22 protein-coding genes are annotated in these 23,984 nt (G+C 40.4%); 7 read left to right on the top strand and 15 right to left on the bottom strand.

Annotated features, from left to right (window positions below):
- Positions 1–824 (top strand): energy-coupling factor transporter transmembrane component T (locus QNK26_RS16140; RefSeq protein ID WP_319224921.1); only part of this gene is annotated, 824 nt, incomplete at its 5' end.
- 50 nt (positions 825–874) lie between these two features.
- Here QNK26_RS16140 and QNK26_RS16135 read toward each other — a convergent pair.
- Complete coding sequence (locus QNK26_RS16135) at positions 875–1,003, bottom strand: mercury resistance system transport protein MerF (protein WP_319224920.1); 129 nt, start codon at positions 1,001–1,003, stop codon at positions 875–877.
- 55 nt (positions 1,004–1,058) lie between these two features.
- On the opposite strand from QNK26_RS16135, the gene QNK26_RS16130 reads away from it, so the two are divergent.
- Positions 1,059–1,892 carry a 4'-phosphopantetheinyl transferase family protein gene (locus QNK26_RS16130; protein WP_319224919.1) on the top strand — a complete coding sequence of 278 codons (834 nt, stop codon included), beginning with the start codon at positions 1,059–1,061 and terminating at the stop codon, positions 1,890–1,892.
- 354 nt (positions 1,893–2,246) lie between these two features.
- Positions 2,247–3,788 carry a wax ester/triacylglycerol synthase family O-acyltransferase gene (locus tag QNK26_RS16125; RefSeq protein WP_319224918.1) on the top strand — a complete coding sequence of 514 codons (1,542 nt, stop codon included), beginning with the start codon at positions 2,247–2,249 and terminating at the stop codon, positions 3,786–3,788.
- An 85-nt stretch (positions 3,789–3,873) separates the two neighbouring features.
- On the opposite strand, the gene QNK26_RS16120 is transcribed toward QNK26_RS16125, so the two are convergent.
- From QNK26_RS16120 to QNK26_RS16100, 5 genes are all read right to left on the bottom strand, one after another.
- Positions 3,874–4,110, bottom strand: a complete 237-nt coding sequence (locus tag QNK26_RS16120) for a TIGR02647 family protein (protein ID WP_319224917.1) — start codon at positions 4,108–4,110, stop codon at positions 3,874–3,876.
- A gap of 197 nt (positions 4,111–4,307) precedes the next feature.
- The gene (locus QNK26_RS16115; protein ID WP_319224916.1) at positions 4,308–4,925 is read right to left on the bottom strand and encodes an SGNH/GDSL hydrolase family protein; all 618 of its coding nucleotides are present in this window, start codon (positions 4,923–4,925) and stop codon (positions 4,308–4,310) included.
- Positions 4,926–5,059: 134 nt separating this feature from the next.
- Positions 5,060–7,045 (bottom strand): diguanylate cyclase, encoded by a 1,986-nt coding sequence (locus tag QNK26_RS16110; RefSeq protein ID WP_319224914.1) that lies wholly within the window; start codon positions 7,043–7,045, stop codon positions 5,060–5,062.
- Between the two features lie 218 nt (positions 7,046–7,263).
- Positions 7,264–7,851, bottom strand: a complete 588-nt coding sequence (locus tag QNK26_RS16105) for a YceI family protein (RefSeq protein ID WP_319224913.1) — start codon at positions 7,849–7,851, stop codon at positions 7,264–7,266.
- A 66-nt stretch (positions 7,852–7,917) separates the two neighbouring features.
- Positions 7,918–8,469, bottom strand: coding sequence for a cytochrome b (locus tag QNK26_RS16100; protein ID WP_319224911.1), 552 nt, complete (start codon positions 8,467–8,469; stop codon positions 7,918–7,920).
- 197 nt (positions 8,470–8,666) lie between these two features.
- Here QNK26_RS16100 and QNK26_RS16095 point away from each other — a divergent pair, with 197 nt between their 5' ends.
- Complete coding sequence (locus tag QNK26_RS16095) at positions 8,667–9,539, top strand: LysR family transcriptional regulator (RefSeq protein ID WP_319224910.1); 873 nt, start codon at positions 8,667–8,669, stop codon at positions 9,537–9,539.
- A 77-nt stretch (positions 9,540–9,616) separates the two neighbouring features.
- Here QNK26_RS16095 and QNK26_RS16090 read toward each other — a convergent pair whose 3' ends face one another.
- Complete coding sequence (locus tag QNK26_RS16090) at positions 9,617–10,156, bottom strand: NAD(P)H-dependent oxidoreductase (RefSeq protein ID WP_319224908.1); 540 nt, start codon at positions 10,154–10,156, stop codon at positions 9,617–9,619.
- Between the two features lie 178 nt (positions 10,157–10,334).
- Here QNK26_RS16090 and QNK26_RS16085 point away from each other — a divergent pair, with 178 nt between their 5' ends.
- On the top strand, positions 10,335–11,240 hold the full coding sequence (locus QNK26_RS16085) for a LysR family transcriptional regulator (protein WP_319224906.1): 906 nt from the start codon (positions 10,335–10,337) through the stop codon (positions 11,238–11,240).
- Positions 11,241–11,331: 91 nt separating this feature from the next.
- Here the strand turns inward: QNK26_RS16085 and QNK26_RS16080 are convergent, their stop codons facing one another.
- The 7 genes from QNK26_RS16080 to QNK26_RS16050 form a co-directional block, all read right to left on the bottom strand.
- The gene (locus QNK26_RS16080) at positions 11,332–14,406 is read right to left on the bottom strand and encodes an efflux RND transporter permease subunit (RefSeq protein WP_319224904.1); all 3,075 of its coding nucleotides are present in this window, start codon (positions 14,404–14,406) and stop codon (positions 11,332–11,334) included.
- Entirely contained in the window at positions 14,406–15,521 is a 1,116-nt protein-coding gene (locus tag QNK26_RS16075; RefSeq protein ID WP_319224903.1) for an efflux RND transporter periplasmic adaptor subunit, read from the bottom strand. Before QNK26_RS16075 ends, QNK26_RS16080 begins: the two co-directional genes overlap by 1 nt.
- Before the next feature lies 1 nt (position 15,522).
- Positions 15,523–16,557 (bottom strand): efflux RND transporter periplasmic adaptor subunit, encoded by a 1,035-nt coding sequence (locus QNK26_RS16070; RefSeq protein WP_319224902.1) that lies wholly within the window; start codon positions 16,555–16,557, stop codon positions 15,523–15,525.
- A gap of 227 nt (positions 16,558–16,784) precedes the next feature.
- Positions 16,785–17,249 (bottom strand): GNAT family N-acetyltransferase, encoded by a 465-nt coding sequence (locus QNK26_RS16065; protein ID WP_319224900.1) that lies wholly within the window; start codon positions 17,247–17,249, stop codon positions 16,785–16,787.
- Positions 17,250–17,312: 63 nt separating this feature from the next.
- Positions 17,313–18,872: an aldehyde dehydrogenase family protein gene (locus QNK26_RS16060; RefSeq protein ID WP_319224899.1), complete on the bottom strand. Its 1,560-nt coding sequence runs from the start codon at positions 18,870–18,872 to the stop codon at positions 17,313–17,315.
- A gap of 22 nt (positions 18,873–18,894) precedes the next feature.
- Complete coding sequence (locus QNK26_RS16055) at positions 18,895–19,992, bottom strand: saccharopine dehydrogenase family protein (protein ID WP_319224897.1); 1,098 nt, start codon at positions 19,990–19,992, stop codon at positions 18,895–18,897.
- A 118-nt stretch (positions 19,993–20,110) separates the two neighbouring features.
- A complete protein-coding gene (locus tag QNK26_RS16050) occupies positions 20,111–20,974 on the bottom strand; it encodes a DUF1338 domain-containing protein (protein WP_319224896.1) in 864 nt (287 codons plus the stop codon).
- Between the two features lie 272 nt (positions 20,975–21,246).
- On the opposite strand from QNK26_RS16050, the gene QNK26_RS16045 reads away from it, so the two are divergent.
- On the top strand, positions 21,247–21,456 hold the full coding sequence (locus QNK26_RS16045; protein ID WP_319224894.1) for a hypothetical protein: 210 nt from the start codon (positions 21,247–21,249) through the stop codon (positions 21,454–21,456).
- 359 nt (positions 21,457–21,815) lie between these two features.
- Here the strand turns inward: QNK26_RS16045 and QNK26_RS16040 are convergent, their stop codons facing one another.
- Positions 21,816–22,682: a tetratricopeptide repeat protein gene (locus QNK26_RS16040; protein ID WP_319224892.1), complete on the bottom strand. Its 867-nt coding sequence runs from the start codon at positions 22,680–22,682 to the stop codon at positions 21,816–21,818.
- Between the two features lie 371 nt (positions 22,683–23,053).
- On the opposite strand from QNK26_RS16040, the gene QNK26_RS16035 reads away from it, so the two are divergent.
- A complete protein-coding gene (locus QNK26_RS16035; RefSeq protein WP_319224891.1) occupies positions 23,054–23,443 on the top strand; it encodes a nuclear transport factor 2 family protein in 390 nt (129 codons plus the stop codon).
- Positions 23,444–23,984: the final 541 nt, after the last annotated feature.

Here is a 23,984-nt window from a genome sequence, read left to right as displayed (position 1 = left end):
TTGATTTTGGGATTAACTATGTTAATACTAATTCAGCTTTACATCAGCTTAATGGGGTGACCAAGTTTGTCCTGTTCTTAGCTTGGGTAACAGTTGTTTTAACCACGTTTGATTTACGCCTTATTCTGGCGCTTATTATTACCGGTTGTAGCTTGCTTAAATTAACCAAAGTACCCTTTCAAGTTTACCGACCTTTGTTGATCGCAACGGCCAGTGTCTTAAGCATAAATGCATTATTCATGTTCTTGTTAGCACCACAACAAGGTGTGGAGTATATTGGTTCAAGTACGGTGTTACTGCCACTCTGGGGTGATTATTCCCTTACCCAAGAAACCCTGTATTACCTAATGACGGTAACATTAAAGTATTTCAGTATGTTCCCGATTGCTTTAGTCTTTGTCTTTACAACTCATCCAACTGAGTTTGCTGCAAGTTTGAACCGTCTAGGCGTACCCTACAAAATTGCTTATGCGGTAAGCTTAACATTGCGTTATTTACCCGATGTAAAAAATGATTTTGTTAACATCATGCACGCACAACAAGCGCGAGGTGTCGATTTATCAAAAAATGTATCGGTACTTTCTCGTATCAAAAATGTAGCGAAGATTTTAGGTCCATTGATTTTCTCAAGCCTAGATCGCGCAGATGAGATCTCCAATGCGATGACATTACGTGGCTTTGGTCATAACAAAAAACGTACTTGGTATAGCTTGAAGCCAATGACCAAACAGGATCACACTGTGATGGGCTTAATTGCACTGGTTGTTACATTGGCGATTGTCAAACGCGTGATGGCAACAGAACTATTCTGGTATCCATTCTAGTTGTAAAGTATAGCTAAAAGTCATTGATGGCTTTTAGCTATATTTTCCATTCACTTATGTCGTGATGTTATCAACCCTGCAATCGCCAGAATGATAAATATAGCTGGCATAGATGACAACACAAAATCAAGATACTTGCTCACAGCCGCTAAGCCGACAGCACTGAATATAATCACCATACATAACATGATAAGATAACTGCATTAACCTCCTCGTCATGCAATGGAATAAATAGTGCTTTCAACCTCAACAGATAAACTAGCCCTCGCCACAAATGAAATTCATTTATGGTCAGTTGATCCGAAAACTATCCAGCAGCCTGAATTATTAAGTGCTTATAATGAGCTGTTATCAGCAGAAGAGGCGACAAAACAACAACGCTTTCGGTTTGAAAAAGATCGCCATAGTGCGTTAATCACCCGCGCCTTTATCCGTGATTTGTTATCTTATTATGCTGATCTATCGCCAGCTGATTGGCAGTTTGTAAAAGGCGTAAAAGATAAACCTGAGATTGTTAATCCACCACTCCCGCTGCGCTTTAACATTAGCCATACCGATAACTTGATCATTTGTGCCGTCATGCTTAATAATGATATTGGTTGTGATGTAGAAAACACACAACGTACCAGTGATGTACTGAGCATTGCTAAGTATTCATTCTCTGAAATTGAAATCAATGATTTACTTGCTCAGTCTACAGCGCAGCAAACTAGCCGGTTTTTTGATTACTGGACATTAAAAGAATCATACATCAAAGCATGGGGGTTAGGTTTGTCGATACCGCTGAAAGACTTCAGTTTCACCCTACCGGATAACCAACAGCAGGAAAACGTAGACTGCATTGATGACATTAAATTAAGCTTTGCTGCTCACCGTATTGATGATGCCAATATTTGGCGTAATTGGTTGTTCTATCCAAATAACAGCCACCGAGTTGCACTGGCCGTTCGCGCGACAAGCAATAATCAACATACCGAATATAAAATGCGATTTTTTAATTCAACTCCGCTTGTGGATGTCACTGAAACAACTGGCTTTCATCCTGACGTTAAATCAGCCGTCAACTAGCACAACATTAAAAGCTAACAACACCCAAAGTTACTGTTAATAACCTAATTGTTAACAGCATGTTCAGTTTATTGTTCTTATTTAAAATCAAAAATAACCAACCTCAGAATTAAAACCAACAAAAATATATTTTTACCCATATAATTCAAAACATTAAAAACAACAATGAGTCATGTAAATATATCGTTTAGGTAAATTAATGTCAAAATGATATATACCCTAATGAGTAGTCATGTAGTATATACATAACTTTAACATCCGTGACAGTAAGTCATAACATCAAATGTGATGTATGTGCGGTACGACTCAATCGGACGCAAACTATCAATCACATTAAGAGAATAGGAAATGGCTATGGAAGCACTGACGTTAGTTGATATGGGTTTTTTATACACAGAAACAGTAACAAGCCCAAAACATGTCGCTGGATTACAAATCTTCTCAACACCAGAAAACTACCCTGGTAACTTCAGTCGAGACCTATTTGATAATTTAATGTCGCAACAAGATATTAAACAACCGTTCAACCAAAAATTAAAGAAGCAAATGACCGGCCAATACTTCTGGCAAGAAGATAACAATATAGACCTGTCATATCACGTACGTTTTGCCATGCTGCCACAACCAGGTAATGACAATCAACTAATTAGCTTTGTTGAGCACCAGCATGAAACCTTGCTTGATCGTAACCGACCGTTATGGGAAATGATCCTTATTGATGGTTTAGCTGATAACAAATTTGCTATCTACGTTAAGGTCCACCATGCATTTACTGACGGTGCAAAAGCCAATCAACTGCTGATGGCTTACTTAAGCAAAAATGCCGAATCACCAATGACGGCATTCTGGTCTGTTGAACGTCGCCAAAAAGAACGTACTGCAAAAAGTGCATTATCGCTGCTAACTGATACCTCAAAACTAGTCACAGGACACGTTAAATCAATACCGTCACTGACTAAGTTAACAACCAAATTACTGTTCCAAGCAACGAACATGTATAAAGCCGATATGCCGACACCATTCATGGCACCTAAAACCCCCTTTTCAGTCAGCCCAAAACGCGCACGTCGCGCGGCAATGACATCATTGCCACTAGCACGTGTAAAAACACTCGGTCGTGTTACTGGCGCAACCATTAACGATGTGGTCGTCACCATTTGTGATATGGCGATACACAACTATCTAGCAACCCATAACGTCGTACTGAAGAAACCACTGGTCGCACAAATGCCAATGAGTTTACGAGATGCAGCAGACACCGAATCAAACAACCAAGTTGCGATTAGTTTAGTTGAATTGGCCTACGCAGGTGAGCGTCCATTAGAACGCTTAATGACAGTCAAAGAGTCATGTCAAAAGCTGAAAAGTGAAACGAAACTGTTAACCAAAGAAGCGTTAACCAGCTACACATTAGCAAGCCAAGGTTTAGCGGCTGCCAGTGAATTACTAAACTTAGATACCATCTTGCCACCAATGGGCAATGTATTAATCTCTAACGTCCCAGGGCCAAGCAAAGCCTTATACATGATGGGTGCTAAAATGGATAAGTGCTTCCCTATCTCGGTATTACCACCAGGCATGTCACTCAACATTACCCTGTATAGCTACAACGGTTCAATTCACGTAGGGCTTATTGCTTGCCGCTCCGCATTACCTGATTTAAGCGAATTAGCGGATTACATTGAAGATGCTTTTGCAGCGCTCGAGAATGAAGTACTAGACAGCGCGATAGCGAGTGTTGCTGAACATATTAATTTATTATCTCCTGCAGAACTTGAGGAAGATATCAAGCAAGAAAGTATTGATAGCATCACCGATATAGTCAACAAGGTTGGGATACTAAATCCGCGTCCAGAAGTTGATATTGAAGACTCACGATTATGTGAAACAGCTTAGGTAAGTAAATCAGTAGGAAAATAGAGAAGATTGCAGTTAGTCGACCATATTACAGCGACTAACTGCTTGAGCTAATCGCATTATTTTAGCTTAATGGTGCTAAAACTCTGTGTAGGTGATCTGCTATTTCAATACCGCTATCGGTTAAATATCCACCGTCGTCTCGTGTAATAAGGCCTTTATCAAAAAGTGATTTCGCGGCACTGATGACAGAGGGACCGGCTTCATTATGAACCTTAATGCCTTCTAAATGAGATTTTGTTGGGAATTTAGCCAGTAATTTCATCTCTTCAAACAGTGTATCAGAATAATTCTTAGTCATAATTGCTCGCTTTTTTTAAATAGGAGAAGTTTCATCATAGGGGCTTCAAAGAAGATTGCAAATTAATAATAGCGTAAGTAGGGGTAGATCAACAAAGCCACCCAGAAAACGAAAACTTGATAGCTTGTAGGTCACAATTCACGCAGTATGCATATTACACAAACACTTACTGTCTATTCAATGCTTTAACATTAAGGTTACGACAACAAAGACGAGCTTATTACTTGATATAACAATTCATGCCCCGCGCTATTTGGATGTAAACCATCAGCCGTTAAATACGTTTCTTTATTGGCATTAAATGGGGTGTAAACATCAATTAATTCCACACTGTATTTCACCGACAAGTTTAGCAATGCTTGGTTGTAACGACGAATCGTTTCATCATTCCGTATACGCTTGTTTATATTAGGAATACCATCAAGATGAGCAGCTATTGGGGTAATATTGATTAATACCACCGAAGCGCCTTTCTCAAGTGCAAACTCAATACAGTGACTTAAGTTATCAATATAAGATTCGATAGTAACTAGAAACCTACCGTCCTGATTAGCGAGGTCGTTCGCACCATAACCAAACAGCACCGTATTTTGCTTATCGTCTGCGAGTCGGGTAACGAATTCAGATTGAAAACGTTGCATCAAACCATCGGTAGTTTCACCGCTAATGCCCATATTAAAGACACTTACTCTATCTTTAGCCGTTTCCAAAAACTGTTTGATTAAACGAGTTTTAATACGGTCTGCCCAACCACCATAGACAGCGTCACTTTCACCGCGTGTAATACTATCACCAAAACAAATTATGCTCGCCATGTACCCTAGCTCCGAAAATATTATGTAATTACCAGTGCAAGCAAAGTACTACAAATCTATTGAGAAAACCACACTGAAAACCCGATAGAAAAGACACACAAAGCCCAACACATAGTTACTGTATATGTCGGACTTTAATCTATGGCGATAATTTGATTACGACCCGTGTGCTTGGCTTTGTATAACCGTTCGTCTGCGCGTTTAAGTAATTCAGTGTGGCTAGCCATGAACTCTGCAGTCGGAATATCAGTGACAGCACCAATTGATAATGTGATATTAATGTCACCTGCCGGTGTCGATACAGGTTCGTCTGTTATTGCCGCCCACACTTTTTCTAACGTCTGTAGACTTGCTATATCGCCTTGATCTTCAATAACACAGATAAACTCTTCCCCACCCCAACGAATAATTAAATCTGATGACGGTAAATTCAGCAGGAAACGTTTTGCAACTTCAATTAAAACCAGATCGCCAACATCATGGCCATAATTATCGTTAACCGCTTTGAAATGATCGAGATCCATAATTGCGAGGGTAAAGCTTGAATCTCGATAAGTCGAGCGACCTTGCCTTAAACGCTGTATGAAGTAATCAAAATAACGGCGGTTATATAAGCCTGTTAATGTATCCCGTGTTGATAACTCGACTAAGTTGCTATTTGAATATTGCAATAATTGGTTTTTATTCTTAATGTCGAGGTTCTTTTTAAGAACATAACCAAGGGCTAGCAAGACAGAAAATGTCACGCCCAAAATAACCCGAGTCACCAGCGTTTGTCTCTCTAACTCAAGATCTTGTATTTCATTCTTGGTTTTTAACAGCGCGAGTGCATTACGAGATGTTTCGGCATTAAACGATTCTTCAAGCAGATATAATTCGCTTTGGCGCTGATCAAACAGCACTTCCTTGTCTCCTAAGTAATATAGCTTAAAATACTTCAATGCCTGGCTATTATTACCTAATTGCTCATATGCTTCAGATAACAGCTTCTGGTTACCCGTAATATAAGCAGTGTGAACTATTTTATTATTTTCTTTAATCGAGGCATTTAGATCTTCTATGGCTGCATTATAGTTGCCCAACGCCATATTACTGTGCGCTTTGCTTTTATAACAAAGGCCGCGTTGCAACGGTAAATCTTGTATCCCAACTAAATAAAGGCAACGTTCAGATTCTGCAATTGCAGATTCATATTGCTGTTCTAAATAAAGCACATTGGATAGACTATTCAACACGATTGCCTGCAATCTTATACTTGAATCTTTTTCGAGTGTTGCTTTAGCATCAACATAAGCCTGACGCGCTTTTATAGCATCACCCAAACGGAAATAGACATTAGATTCATTGGTCAACAAGACCGACATAATTGCAGGCTCTAAGCGTTCATCTTGGTGATATATTTCCTTTGCCTGATCAATATACGCAATCGCCTTGTTCCACTCTTCTAAGTAAATATAAATAACCGCTAAGTTACCGATAATTTTACTATGATATAAATGCTTTGGATTCGTCTCGACTAGCTTTAAGCCTTGATGGAAATAGTCTTGCGCTTTGCCATACTCGCTGGAAAGAATACTAATCACACCCAATGAATTATAAGATTTGATTAAGAGTCTTTCGTAATTAATCTCTTTTGCAATCTTTATTGATTCATTTAAATAGTCGAGTGCAGTATCAAGATCACCACGTTTGGTTCGCTCTATTGCCAATTCAGATAAGGCGCTCGCTTTTAGCCATTGCAATTGTTCTTGTTCAGCGAAATCAAGTAATTTGTTGGTATAAGTAGATGCATCGTCAATGCGACCTAAACGTAGCATGATGTTATTCATGGCCATAAAATAATAAGCTTGGTATAGAGGATGGTCTTTAAATGTGGGGAGCTCAGCCAACAGATTAATTTTGATTAACGCTTCATCGCCATCAAATCGAGAGAGATCGAGGATTTCAAGTAAAGCGTTGCCATGGGGTAACTTTACAAGTAACTCATCAGGAGAAAATACCACTGTAGTATTTGCTTCAGCAGGCTGATGATTATCGAACAAGCCAAATGGGCGCAGCATAAATAGCAATAGACTCACCCCTACGACTAAAATAATACTAACCGATTTAATTATCTTCATTATCTACGCCAAGCAATACCAAGAGCCTGTATTCTATTGAATAAATAATACCATGCCAACCCAAATCAAAATACGACTTAATATTAATGTAACTATTTAAACAAATGTAATTTGAAAGGCTATTTAGATAAGGTCGTTGAATTTTAAATTTCTCAAACAATAAAGCCAGTAACTACTTTATCAATTAAGTAGTTACTGGCTTATATTAATAGGCTATTTTACTGGCGTACACCTTCAATATTCAATGTCATTTGAACATGAGTAGAAGCCGGACCAAGATTAGTCGTAATGCCGTAATCAGTTAATTTAAGATCCGTTTCGCCAGTAAAACCTACACGGTAACCACCCCAAGGATCAGAACCTTCACCGATCTTGGTCACAGGGAAAGTGATTGTTTTCGTGATACCTTTAAGGGTGAACTCACCAGTTACAGTACCATGTTCAGCATCACTAAAGTTCATGCTTTGGCTTTTAAATGTTGCTTTCGGAAATTTCTTCACATCAAGAAAATCATCACTTTTTAGATGCTTATCACGCTCAGCATGGTTTGAGTCTAAACTTGCTGTATCAATAACCATGTTGATTTGTGATGCGTTTGGTGATTTAGCATCATATGAGAAACCACCATCAAAAGTATTAAAACGACCGAGTAACCAACTGTAACCTAAATGCTTAATTTTAAACTGTACAGAAGCATGCGCTCCAGCAACATCGACTTTATAATCGGCAGCTTGTGCGACATTTGGTGCGGCAACTGCAAATACTGAACTAGTTGCAATGACTGCTGCTAAAATTTGTTTTTTCATTTTATTATCCTTAATTATCTTATTATTTAGTTGCTGTTTTACATATTGTAAAGTGGCAGCAGTTTATTATTTTTTAACTTTTAGCATACGAATTAACGTATTATTTTTATTAATAAAGTGATGCTTAAGCGCGGCTAGTGCATGTATGCCTGCCACTGCGATTAACGCCCATGCCAAGATTTCGTGTATTTGACCCGCTATGTCTTCTTGATTATCGATAGCGAATGGGATTGCAGGCACAGTGAAGACCTCAAACACATTTATACCACGACCGTCTGCTGTCGAGATTAAGTACCCCGATACCATTAACGTAAACATAAGCAGATATAAACCTAAGTGAACTAAATGCGCACTCGTCACTTCGAATTTGCTTGCGCGCTCATCAGCGCTATCTGGGTTAGTATTGATACCACGCCACAGTGTGCGAATCAGCAATAGACCAAGTAGCAAGATGCCAATGCTTTTGTGTAAATCCAGCGAGCCTTTATACCAAGCGTCATAATAAGTTAATTCGACCATATATAGGCCCAAGCCAAACATACCAAAAATAGCTAACGCCATAATCCAGTGCAATAGAATTGATATCCAACCATAATCAGTTTTAGTATTTTTTAACATTCAATCTGTCCCCTACATCAGTTCGTTAATAATAAGTCTATTTTGACTATTAAAAAATAGTGATTAATGCGAAACTATTGTGCATAAATGCACAGAACTTTTACATTAAATTAAATAGCGCTATACACGTAAGCAGATATAAGCAATTGTTTAATTTGAGCCTTCATCAATTGGAATGTAATTTAAAGAGCTTCTACATGAAAAATTTTTCTTGGGATGATTATAAAATAGCTTATCAAGTCGCCATCGATGGTAGTTTGAGCCAAGCAGGTAAATCTCTAAATATCAATCATGCCACCGTACTCAGACGAATCAATCAGTTAGAGACAGCGTTAGAGGTTAAGCTATTCTTTCGCCATCAACGGGGCTATAAAGTCACCGATGCCGGTGCGATTTTAATTGAACAGCTACCAGAACTGTTCGCGAGTTTTAGTAAACTTGAACATCAATTACAAAATGTAGAGAGTCATATTAGCGGTGAACTGCGAATATCAACAATTAGCTCTTATTCATCTCAACTTGCCCCAGCACTCAAAGCATTTCGTGATATTTACCCTGCAATACGAATTATGTTGCTTTCCACTGATGACATTGTTCCGCTAGAGTCCGGTGCTGCGCATGTATCCTTACGCGTAGGACCAAGGCCAAATGGCCCTGATTTAATCGTAAAAGAATTAACCCGTTTTAAAACCAGTTATTACGCATCTGCTGATTACATTAAAGTATTTGGGCAGCCCACGACTAATAACACCCTAAATAATCACTATTGGATTTTGCCTACTGCAGACAAGTATAGAATACCTTTTGTGCGTCATATCGTGGATAACATAGATAAAGATAAAATTGTATTTCAGAGCAATCACTTCCCTGATGTTAATCAGGCAGTAATTGAAGGTATGGGGATTGGCCCCATGGGAGAGCACCAAGCAAAACTTTATCCATCACTAGTACAAGTGACATTAGATTTACCTGAATCAGAAGAGGCGATGTGGTTTGTGTATCATAAAGATTCTAAATACAGTGCCCGAGTGAAGTGTTTTTATGAATTTCTAGTTCAGCGCCTGAGCTAAGGTGGCGAGGTATCATGGTTGGCAACAAATTTACAGAAGTATCGATGCCAACCATGTCTTGTATGGTTTAATTAGCGCTACTTTAACGTAGCGAGTGCCGCTTCTAATTGCGTTTGTATTTCAGCATTACGCAATTGACCCGTTTCCATATCAAAATTGTCATAGAAACTGCCGATTGAAAGGTCTGCTTTAACCTCGCCAGCAAAGTAAGGTGCTGAGCCTGTTGCTGCAGCTAGTACACTACCAGCACCACCAGGGCCAGGCGAAGTGGCCAACATGATCATCTTTTTACCTTGATAGACCTTAGGATCAATACGCGAGGTCCAATCAAACAGATTTTTAAAGGCGGCGGTATACGAGCCATTGTGCTCAGCATAAGAAATGATAATCGCATCTACGCTACCAATCTTGTCATAAAATGCTTGTGCTTGTGGTGGAATACCTGATTCTGACTCACGGTCGACACTATACAATGCCATTTCAAAGTCATTAATATCAATCACTTCAACTTCAGCGTCGACGATTATCGTTGATGTTAACAACTTACCGGCGTAACTAACTAGTTGTTTATTAATTGACTGGCGACTATTACTTGCTGCTAAAGCTAAAACTTTCATATTGATTCCTTTTTAAACTCAATGAATAAGCGCTGTTGGCGTCGCCTAAACGGTATAGATTCATAATAGAGTAACCGTGATAAAAGATTAATAGCATGAATGGTAAATCATTATTTCCATATGACTTCTAATTGACTAATATGGTTGTTATTCACAGACTAATAGAAAAGGAACTAACTTGGCTTATAATGCACAATTACTCAACGGCATGGTCATCTTTGTGGAAGTTGTTAATACAGGTAGCTTTACCCTCGCCGCCCAAAGCAGTGGTCACTCAACCTCGTATATTAGTAAAGAGATCACCAAGCTAGAATCCAGATTAGCGGTCCGTTTAATGCAAAGAACCACACGTTCATTAAGCCTAACGCCTGAAGGTGAGATCTATTATTTGCAATGTCAGCAGATAATTAGTGATGCTGAACAGGCTGAAGAAACACTCAACGGTCGGCAATTAGAGCCTAAAGGTACGTTACGGATCAGTTGCCCCACCAGCTTTGGCAACTCGCGTATGCAAGCCATTTTTTCGCGCTTTTTAACGCAATACCCGTTAGTTAATTTGGAGTTAGATTTAAACAACGGTAAAGTTGATATGGTGACAGAAGGCTTTGATGTGTTAGTCCGAGGCTCTGCACAGTTAGATGACTCCACCTTCATCAGCAAGAAAATATTTAGTTCTTACGGCGTTGTTATTGCATCACCTGATTATCTGAAACGCCAAGGCACACCACAAACGCTCGCCGATCTTGCACAACATAAAGTCATTAGCTACAGTAATTTAAAACAACCCAATATTTGGTCTTTAAAACACAGTTCAGGGCAGCAACACCAGATCCAACTCGTCAGCCGGGTATTGACGAACAGCTCAGAAATGGAGTTATCTTTATGCCTCGCAGGACACGGTATCACCAGAATGCCACGCTTTAATTTAAGCGATGAAATAGACACGGGAAAATTAATCGAGTTATTTAGTGATTATCAACGACAAGAAATTAATGTGTATTTAATTTACCCAAGCCGTAAATACGTTTCTTCCAAGGTAAGGCATTTCATTGACTTTGTCGCCGCTGAACTAAAGCAAAGCTAGACTGCTTATATAACAACACACTATATAAAAAACGTCACATAAAAAACAAGCGCCCATCGGCGCTTGTTTTGATTACTTAACACAGAAAGCGTTACTTATTTACCACTTCAGGCAGTGGTAATCTGTGCAGCATACGATATAACACAGGCACCACAATCAAGGTAAGTACCGTCGCAAACCCTAAACCAAACATGATCGTTACAGCCATTGGCTTAAAGAATACATCCGGTAATAACGGGATCATACCCAGTACAGTCGTAATGGCCGCCATACAAACAGGTCGCACACGACTCACCGAGGCATCAACAACAGCTTGATAGCGCTCTTTACCACTGTGTATCTCAATCTCAATCTGATCAAGTAATACAATACCATTCTTAACCAGCATGCCTGACAAACTTAGAAAACCGAGCAAAGCCATGAAACCAAATGGCGTATTCAGAGCCAGCAAACCGCTAGTTACACCAATAATGGCCAGCGGCACCGTCGCCCATACAATCACCGCATTCTTCACATTGTTAAACAAGAAGATCGTGATCAAGAACATGAACAAATAACCCATTGGCATCGTCTGGAATAATGATGCTTGTGCGTCTGCCGACGATTCATACTCACCGCCCCACTCTAATGAATAACCCGGTGGGAAATCGATCGCTTCAACTAACGGTTGGATACGTTTTTGTAACGTTGAAGCTGTCTCATCACCTAATGGATCTGGGTCTGCAAATATGGTCAACATACGCTTACGGTTTTTACGCACGACAATCGGGTCTTCCCAACGAATATTAACGGCTAATACCACTTGTTGTAATGGTACATATCCTTTCAATACTGCGCTCCAAATCTTCATCCCTTCAATCGTACTAATATCAACACGCTCTTTTTCTGGTAGTCGAGCAATAATTGGCAGCAAGTTAGTTCCGTCACGATAGATACCCACAGCCAAGCCAGAAAATGCCATCTGCAGTAAATCATCAACGTCTGACTTAGTGATACCATAACGGCGCGCTTGGCTTTCGTTAAATACTGGTTCAATGACCTTAGTACGTTCGCGCCAGTCATGACGTACGTTAAAAGCACCCGGATCGGAACGCATAATATCAATGGCTTGTTGTGCTAAACCACGTAATACCGTTGGATCCGAACCCACTAAACGCGCTTCAATTTTAGAGCCTGAAGAAGGACCTAACTCAATACGTTTTAGTTTATATTCAATATCAGGATGTAATGAGTCAAGTTGATCACTGACTTTACGTAACATTGGCATCACATTTTTATAATCATCAACACGTACGATCAATTCACCATATGATGAATAACTTTTCTCCGGTGCATAAGTCAACATAAAACGCTGAGAGCCTTTACCTGTGCTCGACGATACGTGTGATACTTGCTCGTTCGCGCTGACCATTATTTCCAGTTCACGCAATTTATCGTTCGTTGAACGAATATCGGTGCCTTCTGGTAACCAAACATCAACCATAAACATAGGTGTTGTTGACGACGGGAAGAAAGATTGTTTTAACTGGGTAAAGCCATATAAACTGACGACTAACATTAAGATTAATGAAAATACCGTTGTCCACGCATATTTCATACACGCTTCTAACGCACGCTTATAAGTAACAAATACCACCCCTTTATATGGGTCGTTCTCTTCGCCTTCCGCATTCGCTTTAATGCCTTTAAAGAACATATCAGCAAAGAAAGGCGTAATAGATATTGCGGTAAACCAGCTGAGCATTAGCGAGATAAGTAACACACTAAATAGCGTGGCACAATATTCACCGGTAGAATCTTGAGATAGACCAATCGGAGCAAAGGCAGTAACAGCAATCACGGTAGCGCCTAATAACGGCCATTTCGTTTGCGTGACGATATCGGTTGCCGCTTGCATGCGTGTGCGGCCTTTCTGTATACCGATAAGAATACCTTCGACCACCACAATAGCGTTATCCACCAGCATACCCAAAGCAATAACCAAGGCTCCCAGTGAAATACGCTGCAGATCAATGGCCATCAAATTCATGAATACAAAGGTACCCAATACTGTTAACAACAAAATCAGCCCGATAAGTACACCAGAGCGTAATCCCATAAATAGCAGTAGAACAACGATAACAATGCCAACCGCTTGCCCAAGACTGACAATAAATCCTTTTACCGATTTATCCACTTCATCCGGTTGGCTATAGACGATATCAATATCAATACCGATCGGTTGCTGATCTTTTAATTCAGCTAAACGCGCATAAACACCTTCACCCATTTCAACGACGTTGACACCAGAAATGAATGATACACCGACATTCAGTGCCACTTTGCCATTAAAGGTAACAAGGTTGTCTGGGACTTCTTTAAAGCCGCGACTGATGGTGGCGACATCGCGTAAATAAATTAGCCCTTGGGCACCTGTTTCGGTAATAATCAAATCACCGAGCGCTTCCACATTGGTAAACTCACCGGTTGGATGTACACGAATATATTCCGTACCCATCTTCACAGCACCGGCACTGGACACTAGGTTTTGGGTGGCTAAAGTATTATAAATTGTCGTCGGTGAGATGCCTAAGCTGCTTAAACGCTGCATCGACATTTCAATAAATACCTGTTCTTGCTGTACCCCCGTCACAGAGACTTTACCTACACCATTAACGAGTTCTATCTCTCGGCGTAAATAGTCAACATAATCATTCAGCTCTTTATAGGAGTAACCATCGCCCGTTATCGCTAATAAAATACCGTACACATCACCAAAATCATCAATAACAGAGGGCTCAGCAACTCCCGGCGGTAACTGTGATTTGATATCATTAACTTTACGCCGTAATTCATCCCAAATCTGGGGTAAGTCATCCGGGCCATAGTTATTTTTCATCGTCACTGTGATCTGCGACAGTCCACGACTGGAAATAGAATTGACTTCATCAACATAGGTTAATTGTTGTATGGCTTTTTCTAACGGGTATGTCACCTCTTCTTCCACTTGAAGCGGGGTCGCGCCTGGGTAAGAAGTGACAACCATTGCGTCTTTAATTGTAAATGCAGGATCTTCTAATCGGCCTAAGCCGAAAAAGGCCATCGTACCGCCAATTAAGAAGATAAGTGTGACCATCCAACTGATCACTTTATTTTTAATAAAATAGGCTGCGATATCTTGTTTCATTATTGTCCAGCCTCTATATGATTAGTGGGATTGTTAATTGAATCTTCGAGAATTTTAATAGGCTGCCCTTCACGTAGGCGGTTACCACCGGCAATAACAATTTTTTCCCCCACCGCTAGACCAGAGCTTAAACGAACCCCATCATTAACGACTTTATCAGTGACAATTTGACGTTTACTCACCGTGTTATCAGTATTCACTACCCAAACGAATTTTTGAGTTAGATTCAAGTCATCACCATCTTCATTTAAAATAGCTTCCAGTGGAATAAAAGGCTCGTTCTTCTTATAGATATTCAATTTTTGAGCGTCAGCACGTACTTCAACGGCCATTCCATCGAGAATAAATCTATCTGCAGGCATCGGCATACTAAGTGTAATAACGAATGAACCAACCTCGGGATCGGGTTCGGTGGTGAACTCTTTTAGATTGGCAGTATATTCATTCCCATCAGCAGTAATAACCTTAGCGCCAGGTCGTGATGCCTCGATTTGAGGTGCTGAGCTTTTTGAATAAATAATATCAGGGGCTTGCAATTGAATATCGACAGTCGTTGTACTGTGAATATTCATTACCTGCTGGCCGATTTGTACATTTTCAAATTGTTGGATCGGTACATGAGAAATGATACCGGTAAATGGCGCTTTTAACTGGGTAAAACTCAAATTAAGTTTAGCGATATCTAATCTTGCTTTGGAAATACGGCGTTGCGCTTTAAGCTCATCGAATTGTGATGGCGCAATATAGCCTTGATCAACAAGTTTCGCCGAACGACGATACTGACTGTCTGCAATCGCATATTCAGCTTTGGCATCATCAACTTCCAATCGGTAAAAAGTGGGATCGAGTTGCGCCAGAACCTGCCCAGCCGAGACTTGATCACCAGGACGGACTGTCACCGAGGTCACCTCGCCTTGCAGACGAAAAGATAAACTAGACTTATCCGCTGCAACAGCGACGGCAGGAAATGATAGTCTCGCACTTGCTTCTGCTAACTGCACAGTTTCAATTTTAACTAACTGGACTTTTTGCCTTGGCTCTATAATGGGTTTTTCGCAACCTTGTAAAATGGACAGCGCACCAATTGCTATGGCTATAGAGGGGAATTTATTCATTTTACAGTCCTCGTTCCTTGATCCAAGATCGTACTTTCTGACCTTCACGTAATTCGGTCACGCCTGAAATAGCAACGTTATCACCATCATTCAGGCCTTTAGTCACGCGTCCATTTGCATCGAGTTCGATCTCTCTCTTATGCGCAAGACCTTGGTCATCAATCTGCCAGACAAAATATGCATCATCTTTTTTCATTAACGCTTGTGGAGGTAGCGTGCCAACATTGCCTTTGGGAAGTGCAATACGGACTGCACCCGCCATCCCAGGCAGGATATTTTTATTCTCAGGTCGGTCCATGAATAAGGTCACTTTATAACTCGAGTTGGTGGCATTCGCTTCGGTATCGATTTCTTTAAATTTTGCAGGAAATTCTTCACCAGGAATAGTATCGAAAATAACGATAGGACGACGACTATAGCCATGATCAAAACGTACGAGAAGCTGCTCTGGCAATTGGAATGTAATGTTGATAATACCGGCACGCTGAATGTGCATCACCGGCTCTTTGGCCATTACATATTCATGATTTTCTTTTAAGGATAATGACAACGTACCATCGTAAGGAGCCTCCAAAGTCGCATAACCTAGGTTGGACTCTTGCTTACTCAGTGCGGCTTGAGCTTGATTTCGTTTAGCTTTAGAGGTGTCGAATGCCAATTCAGACACAACATTGGTTTTACGTAACTTGGCATCTCGTTTAAATTGAACCGAGGACAGTTCATAATTAGCTTGCGCTTGTTCGACTTGTAATAAAAATTCATCTTTATTCAAACTGGCCAGTGTTTGCCCTTTAACGACATTTTCGCCAGGTCTGACATCAATCGATGATAAAAGCCCTGAAACACGAAACGCCAAGACGGCTTTATCTCCAGCTTCTACAATGCCAGGGAATGTTCGAAATGTATCTTTAATACCAACATCAACCGCTTGTATTTTAACTGGCCGCGAGTCTGGTTCTGGTATTACAACCTGTTCTTCACTACAACCTGAAATCAGCAGGCTGCTAATGACAGTAGTCGCCAAAATTCCCTTCATATACTCTCTCCGATAAGACAAAACAACTTACTCATTCCATGAATATTGAGAATAAGGCAAACCATCATAAATTAACTATTATTCAATAATAGTCATTAAAACAGTATTTACAATGACTTATCTATTACATCCATATATCAAACACAAAATAACGTCGATTAATAAAATGTTTAATACAGACAATTAACAGACATAAACATGAAAAACAGCTACCTAGCACATACCCATTAGGCCAAAAATAAATTTAACTCCATTGGCATATCTTTAACACCAAACTTTTCACGGATACCGCAAACAGGCACAAATCCAAATTTGAGATATACAGCTGTCGCATTTAAGGCTGAATTAACCGTAAACTTACCCGGATTACCATGTTCTAAACATACTTTTTTGGCGTGCTCCCAAAGGGTTCTTGATAATCCTTTACCCTGCTGAGTATCTGCGACAAAGAGATGGTATAGGTGTGCATTATCTCTCATCCCCACAACCGCGATTATTTCACCGTTTAACTCCGCAACATGGTATTCATAACCTGCGGTGAAATAACTGGCCATACAAGCTGGCGCTATAGAGTTCAGGATTAGCTGCCCACCAGCGGGGCTGCAAGTCGATAGAATGTGTTTCATGACAAGTATTGTGATTAACTGGCTAATGTCATCAACATCATCCAATGTAGCCTTTCTTATTCGCATTATCAGTTCCCAAAAAAATTTGCTTACATTTATACTACATGTTAGCAACCTTCTGTTAAATAACTATTTTGGCATATCGAAGCTAATACCCTGTGCTAGTGGTAATTCACTACCGTAGTTAATAGTATTGGTCGTACGACGCATATAATTTTTCCATGCATCCGAGCCACTTTCACGGCCACCACCGGTATCTTTTTCACCGCCAAACGCACCACCGATTTCAGCACCCGAGGTACCAATATTGACATTAACAAGCCCACAATCTGATCCTTTTGCACTGACAAAAATTTCCGCTTCTGCCATATCGTTGGTAAATATAGCGGAAGATAAGCCCTGACTTACGTCATTTTGTATTGCTATCGCCTGCTCCAGTGAATCATAGCTGTGCACATAAAGTAACGGTGCAAAAGTCTCTTGCTGGACAATTTCCGCCTTAGGATCAATATCAATAATGGCTGGCGTGATATAAAAGCCGTGATCTTCTTTGCCTTTATTACTTAAATTCGATACCAGATCACCACCGGTAATTAAACAGCCCCCCTGAGCAATAGCGGTATCAATACTGGCTTTCATGGCATCAATGGCAGACTGGTTAATCAACGGCCCCATTAAATTCTGTCCATCAAAGGGATCGCCAATACTAACGGTGTTATAAATAGCTTCAAGCTTGGTAAGTACTTGCTGTTTGAGGCTGCTATGCACGATCAACCTGCGCAGGGTTGTACAGCGTTGCCCGCTCGTACCCAAAGCTGAAAAAGTGATCGCTCGAATGGCTAATTCAAGATCAGCACTCGGGCAAACAATCATCGCGTTGTTACCACCCAATTCTAATAATGTCCGTCCCATCCTCGCCGCAACACGGCAGTTAACCGCACGTCCCATTGCACACGAGCCTGTCGCAGAGACCAAGGCAATATTCTTATCATCAACTAACTGCTCGACCTGCGGTTTCTCACCAAAAACAATACTGCTGAGTTCTGGGTTAGCACCAAACTGCTTGATCGCAGACAATAATAAATGATGACAAGCTAAGCCACTCAGCGGTGTTTGACTGGATGGTTTCCAAATAATGGGATTTCCACAAATCAGACTGAGTGCCGCATTCCAAGCCCATACAGCCATCGGGAAGTTAAACGCGGTAATAATCACAACTGGACCAATAGGATGCCATTGCTCCATCATTCTGTGATTGGGTCTTTCAGTTGCAATGGTTAAACCATACAGTTGTCGGGATAAACCAACCGCAAAATCACACACATCAATTAACTCCTGTACTTCACCTAAACTTTCTTGAAATGGCTTACCGGCTTCGAGGCTAATAATGGTGGCTAATTGATGTTTTGCTGTCCGTGCCTTTTCGGCAAACAGGCGCACTAGCTCACCACGTTGCGGTGCCGGAACACTGCGCCAATGATAAAATTCGGTTTTTGCACTTACGATCACTTGGTCAATAATATCGGGAGCCGCGTGACTAATAGACATCCACTGTTGACCGTCATTGGGGCTAATCACATCCACTTTGGTATCGCTGTCAAAACGCTTATTACCTAGATATGCACTACCGTAGTGCTTATCTTGGGCATAAAAATCGCCAAGCACTGTTTTCAAAATTGCTTCATGCATGTGATTATCCTCGTTATTATAATTAAATGCTTAATTCCGCATCGCGATAGGCTTTAGCAAAGTCATTTGCCAAAAAGTCATCAATGTCTAACGTTTCCTGTTCGACAAAACCTTGCCGCGGTTGACTGCTATTTAAAATCAAATCCACCGTAGTCACCGCTGCACTGGCCGTTGAAATTTGGATCGCACTTTGCTGCGCAGTATGTCGGAGTAAGAAGGTGCGGCTACATTGCCTTAATTTGTCGCCAACATAACCGGTCGCAACTACAGATATCAATACCAGATCCTGCATGGTGGTCGCGACGGAACTTTCAAATATCTCCATCAGCATATCTCGGCGTTTGCCCTCTTCACCTAAACGTAAATCATGAAACAAGAATTTCATTAACTTGCAATGACCTGGATAACGGATGGTTTTATAGGTTAGTTCCCGCAGTTTACCGTCCAAGCTATAACAAAGATTGGCAAGTCCACCGGAAGTATTAAACGCCTCGTATTCAACCCCTGAAATAGAAAATACTTCACGACCTTCAAGTGGCTCGGTTAAGGTTTGGATATGGTTTTTGATTGATTCACACGGATTAGCATATTCATTAATTAACCCCTCAGTAGACCAAGTGAGGTTGTACATCATTTGATTGGATGGGTACTCAGGTAAAGCCCCAACACGTAGTTTAAGACTGTCTAAACGGTCGAACTTGTGACGAAAGCTATAACCCAGAATACCGATAAATCCGGGGGCTAAACCACACTGCGGCATAAACACCTGTCCCGGTGCGGCGGCAAGTGCAATCTCTTTAATCGCTTGCGTACAACGGACATCTTCGGTTAAATCAAAATAACTACAGCCATTATCTAACGCAGCCTGTGCTACATAGGGGTTATCATTAAATGTTAATGCTGAAATAACCGCATCCTGCCCGACGAGTAACGCATTATAATCTCGGTTATCAGGAGACGAGTCTGACAATAATTTGGTCTTAAATTGGTCACTAAAATGCGCAACGGCATCGGGATTGATATCAGCACCAGTGACATCATAACCATCGTGACTATTGAGGATTTGGGCAATTGCCCCACCTATCCGGCCAAGCCCTAAAACAACAATTCGTTTTGCCATGCATAACTCCCTATGACTGCTTAATAACAGCCTTATCCACGTTCCATTTTTATGCCTAACTCAATTGTAAGGAGCAAACTTCGGATAAAAGTTACGGATAAAAATGGGCTGTTAACCATTAATGTTCATCATCGGTTTTCACACTACCAAGTATGGATTTCATGTTGGTTGATTCAAATATCTTATCTGCACTCAACGGCACGAACCCTTGATACAACTCGCCACCGTCTTGCTGGAAGCGTTGTGCAAACTCGTAATAACAACTGCTTATTGCTTGCTTTCCCGCGTCATTAAAATCAACCACGTAAGTATCAGCCATGGTAGCCGCTTGAATTAATAGATCGGATGGCGCACCTTTGATTACGCCACCAGCATCATTAAGCTGATAACCTTCTTGCTGTAATAGCGCCACGACTTGTGATAATTCAGGGTAATTTTTCAAATGATTTACAAATATAGTGAAATGGTTAGCACGTAATCCCCAGACCGATAGCCAAGCGGCGTATTCAGACTCCGCAGCTAAGGTTTGATAATCTGCATAGCTTGGCAATTGCCATAAGCGACCAGCACTTAATAATGGCGTGAGCCCGCGACTGGAGAGCTCTAACATCGGCGACTTTAAAGTGGTGTTTGCTTGCTCAATAATGTCTTGAATTATGATCTGACAAGGTTCAGATAATGATTGCCAGCGCAGTTCGCTGATGAAAATTTTAGTCGGCGATTTGTCATGTATATAGCAACGTGCATCGAGCTTTTTAACATCAAACTGGTAAGAATCGAGGTGTCTATAACCGAGTGCTAATACCTCATCTTCTAATATATCTATGCCAATATGAGAGTCCGCGAAAGTACGAAAAGCAACATGGTCATTGACTATCTCTTCACCATGACTTGCAAATAGCTGATGAATATCGACCGCTTGTGGGCTAATGACACTGTATTGCTGCCAGAGTTTGGTGAAGAATGCATCTAAAACAGACATGATTTATCTCCTCAATTGCATTACCGTTATCAGAGGTGACTAATACTAAGATAGATGATGAAGTAAGGTTTTGCTAGCAGAGCGCGGTATATAAGGAAGCGTGACTAACAGTGCCTTTGTATGCGCCACGTCACAAATCTAACGGTACGGTGAATCAATTGCAGCGAAACCATATGTACTTATGAGTACATTCGGTTTATCACCTCACCGCTATGTACCACAAGGTACATAGCAACTACTCACAGATTAGCCATTTATTTAAGGGATCATATATGCGCCGCTCGGAACCAGTGTTAACCAATATCGATTTCGAAGATGATATATTAGTCGGTATTGGTTGGTGTTGGTCTTCGTTTCTTGAAGGTTACGCGCAATCAGGCGCTATGGGACTAACCCTGTTCTGCGGTTCTGGTATCTTGATTATCATTACGACTTGGCGCCATCTAATTGCACCGGAATTGAAATTAAAAGCGCTTAGCTAAACGAAATAACACGTTATTGGACAAAACCTTGATAGATTTATTGTACTAGCCGATGGTAATACTCATTATATTTTTAAGGGAAGTGAAGGATTCTGACTGACGCCCTCACCCCTATTAACCATAACATGCGTTATATACAGTTGAAATGAAATATATACTCTAACAGAGGTTTCTAGTTACTTTATTCAACCGTAACGTCACTATTAATGCTCAGTTCTCTTAGACTACACCTGAATTAATGTAATGATGAGGATAAGAGCATGGCTAAAAATAAAGTTCAGTTTCAAAATGGATATTAATTCATCGATTTGTTGAAAAATATGGTACTAAAACACAATGCCTTCTTAAATTAGCTGAGATTAGGGAGTTAGCAGAAAATATTTTTCTGCTAACTCTTTTGCTTGGGATAATGTATAAGGATCCATTTTATTCTCTAAAAAACTTTTACTTTTATTAGCGTTTATATAGCCATTAATGAGAGCTAATGAGACCCAAGCGTAAGCATTCTTATCACAACGAGGGGCCCCATGCCCCTTGTAATACATAACACTTAGGCAGTACTGTGCCTTAGCGTAACCTTGTACAGCTGCTTTCCTAAACCACTCGGCTGCTAACTCATCGCTCCTGGGAGCGCCTATTCCCTTGCTGTATATATAACCAAGATTAGACTGTGCTCTAGCATAACCTTGTTCACCAGCTTTTCTAAACCAGTTAACGGCCATTTTATGACTCTGAGCAACACCTTTCCCTTTAGCGTACATAACGCCTAGGTTATATTGGGCTCTAGCATAATCTTGTTCCGCTGCTTTTTGGCACCATAGTACAGCCTCGTTATAATTCTGAGGAACACCTAGTCCATTGGTATACATGACACTAAATATCAATTGCGCTAACGCAATATTTTGCTTAGCTGCTTCATGACACCATATTGCGGCTTCTTTATCACTTTGATATGTACCTTTTCCACTACTATACATATAAGCTAGGGTTAATTGTGCTCTTGCATACCCTAGTTCAGCAGACTTTCTATACCAGATTACCGCCTTATTATCATTTTGAGGTAAACCGACTCCATTGGCATACATCAAACCTAGATTGTATTGCTCCCTGCTATTGCCATGTTTAGCTGCGATGAATGTTTCAATATATTTGGATACGTCAGCATATGAGCCTATTCGCATTGATTTTGATAACCAATCATCAGGTATAATGTGTTTAATGTTCATGATCGTATCTCCCTACAGCTCAGTACGATAAATATTAATCACTAAGTTATAAATAAAACTTTACGCAAATAATTTGGAAATTTTCACCTAACAATTAAAGGGAGGTATAATAAGGTTATTGTATGATTTAAGATGATCACATCAGTTTATTGATTCTTCAGTGAGGAGAGTGTTGTGTATTATTGTTACCCTAAGTGCCTGGAATAATGATTGGCAGGGTATAAACACCACTCACTACACCCAATTAGAAAATTCATCCCGTGACAGCGGTAGATTTTTTTGCAATTTGTTTATTGTACTTCAGCATTTCTACGTCTATTTACTGTAATTAGTACTATATTATTACTAATCAATCCTTTGGAGGAAAATAGATGAAACTCAATACTATCGATACTTGGCACCAACTACTGCAAACTCGTAATACAGATGATCTAGATCTATTACTTTCTGACAAGGTTATTTTCCACTCACCAGTCACTCATGCACCACAAGCAGGTAAAATAATAACCACTGTATATCTGACTGCCGCACTGGCCGTTTTCGTCAACGAATCATTTCACTATGTCCGCCAGATCATCAGTGATAACGATGCTGCACTGGAATTCGAAGTCGAGATAGATGGCATCTTGGTGAATGGTGTGGATATGATCAAATGGGATGATGAAGGCAAGATCACCGAATTCAAAGTGATTATCCGCCCACTCAAAGCCATTAACTTAATTCATCAGAAGATGGGGGAATTACTACAGGCAGCAGGATGACCGACTGAGTGGCCTGTCGCTTTAATAAATTAATGCTCTGCGCTTTGGTTAACACATAAGTTTCAGTGTTCAATAATGGATGGCATTAGAATGCCCGCTGTTGCCAAATGTCATCATCCATTAAAATTCAACCTTATGTTCCGTGTAATTGATCCAAGCCAGTAACTACACCATCGTCGAGAAGCCAACGTAGGTCCTGAACGTGCCAATTAGAGAGTTTCTTGCGTGATGGGCGAAATTCCCTTGGTAATTATAAAAACGATAAAGTCGCTTGGTAGTTATGGTACAACAAAGTCCCTTGGTGTTCACAAGACTTAGCGTTATTGCACTAAGCCAGAGCTGGAAAAAAGTGGCTTAGAGTTTAAGCTTCAAACAGGAATGCTCGCATTCCTGAAAGTCTTACTAAATTGAAATTAACACATAAATCAGCTACCTATTAGGTATCAGCTGGATTTACTTATTAATTCTGGTTCAAATTCGTACTGAGCATAACGGGTGATACAAGCATGTAATAAATCATCATCATCATAAAATTCAAAGA

This window comes from Moritella sp., assembly GCF_033791185.1.
Taxonomy (GTDB): Bacteria; Pseudomonadota; Gammaproteobacteria; order Enterobacterales; family Moritellaceae; genus Moritella.
Note: the sequence above shows the minus strand (reverse complement) of the source record. Positions and strands in the feature narration are given on the sequence as shown.

Bases quoted from the DNA above. Each gene is read 5' to 3' on its own strand.
- QNK26_RS16135 (WP_319224920.1), bottom strand. From the start codon at position 1,003: ATGGTGATTATATTCAGTGCTGTCGGCTTAGCGGCTGTGAGCAAGTAT.
- QNK26_RS16125 (WP_319224918.1), top strand. From the start codon at position 2,247: ATGGAAGCACTGACGTTAGTTGATATGGGTTTTTTATACACAGAAACA.
- QNK26_RS16120 (WP_319224917.1), bottom strand. From the start codon at position 4,110: ATGACTAAGAATTATTCTGATACACTGTTTGAAGAGATGAAATTACTG.
- QNK26_RS16115 (WP_319224916.1), bottom strand. From the start codon at position 4,925: ATGGCGAGCATAATTTGTTTTGGTGATAGTATTACACGCGGTGAAAGT.
- QNK26_RS16110 (WP_319224914.1), bottom strand. From the start codon at position 7,045: ATGAAGATAATTAAATCGGTTAGTATTATTTTAGTCGTAGGGGTGAGT.
- QNK26_RS16105 (WP_319224913.1), bottom strand. From the start codon at position 7,851: ATGAAAAAACAAATTTTAGCAGCAGTCATTGCAACTAGTTCAGTATTT.
- QNK26_RS16100 (WP_319224911.1), bottom strand. From the start codon at position 8,469: ATGTTAAAAAATACTAAAACTGATTATGGTTGGATATCAATTCTATTG.
- QNK26_RS16095 (WP_319224910.1), top strand. From the start codon at position 8,667: ATGAAAAATTTTTCTTGGGATGATTATAAAATAGCTTATCAAGTCGCC.
- QNK26_RS16090 (WP_319224908.1), bottom strand. From the start codon at position 10,156: ATGAAAGTTTTAGCTTTAGCAGCAAGTAATAGTCGCCAGTCAATTAAT.
- QNK26_RS16080 (WP_319224904.1), bottom strand. From the start codon at position 14,406: ATGAAACAAGATATCGCAGCCTATTTTATTAAAAATAAAGTGATCAGT.
- QNK26_RS16075 (WP_319224903.1), bottom strand. From the start codon at position 15,521: ATGAATAAATTCCCCTCTATAGCCATAGCAATTGGTGCGCTGTCCATT.
- QNK26_RS16070 (WP_319224902.1), bottom strand. From the start codon at position 16,557: ATGAAGGGAATTTTGGCGACTACTGTCATTAGCAGCCTGCTGATTTCA.
- QNK26_RS16065 (WP_319224900.1), bottom strand. From the start codon at position 17,249: ATGCGAATAAGAAAGGCTACATTGGATGATGTTGATGACATTAGCCAG.
- QNK26_RS16060 (WP_319224899.1), bottom strand. From the start codon at position 18,872: ATGCATGAAGCAATTTTGAAAACAGTGCTTGGCGATTTTTATGCCCAA.
- QNK26_RS16055 (WP_319224897.1), bottom strand. From the start codon at position 19,992: ATGGCAAAACGAATTGTTGTTTTAGGGCTTGGCCGGATAGGTGGGGCA.
- QNK26_RS16050 (WP_319224896.1), bottom strand. From the start codon at position 20,974: ATGTCTGTTTTAGATGCATTCTTCACCAAACTCTGGCAGCAATACAGT.
- QNK26_RS16045 (WP_319224894.1), top strand. From the start codon at position 21,247: ATGCGCCGCTCGGAACCAGTGTTAACCAATATCGATTTCGAAGATGAT.
- QNK26_RS16040 (WP_319224892.1), bottom strand. From the start codon at position 22,682: ATGAACATTAAACACATTATACCTGATGATTGGTTATCAAAATCAATG.
- QNK26_RS16035 (WP_319224891.1), top strand. From the start codon at position 23,054: ATGAAACTCAATACTATCGATACTTGGCACCAACTACTGCAAACTCGT.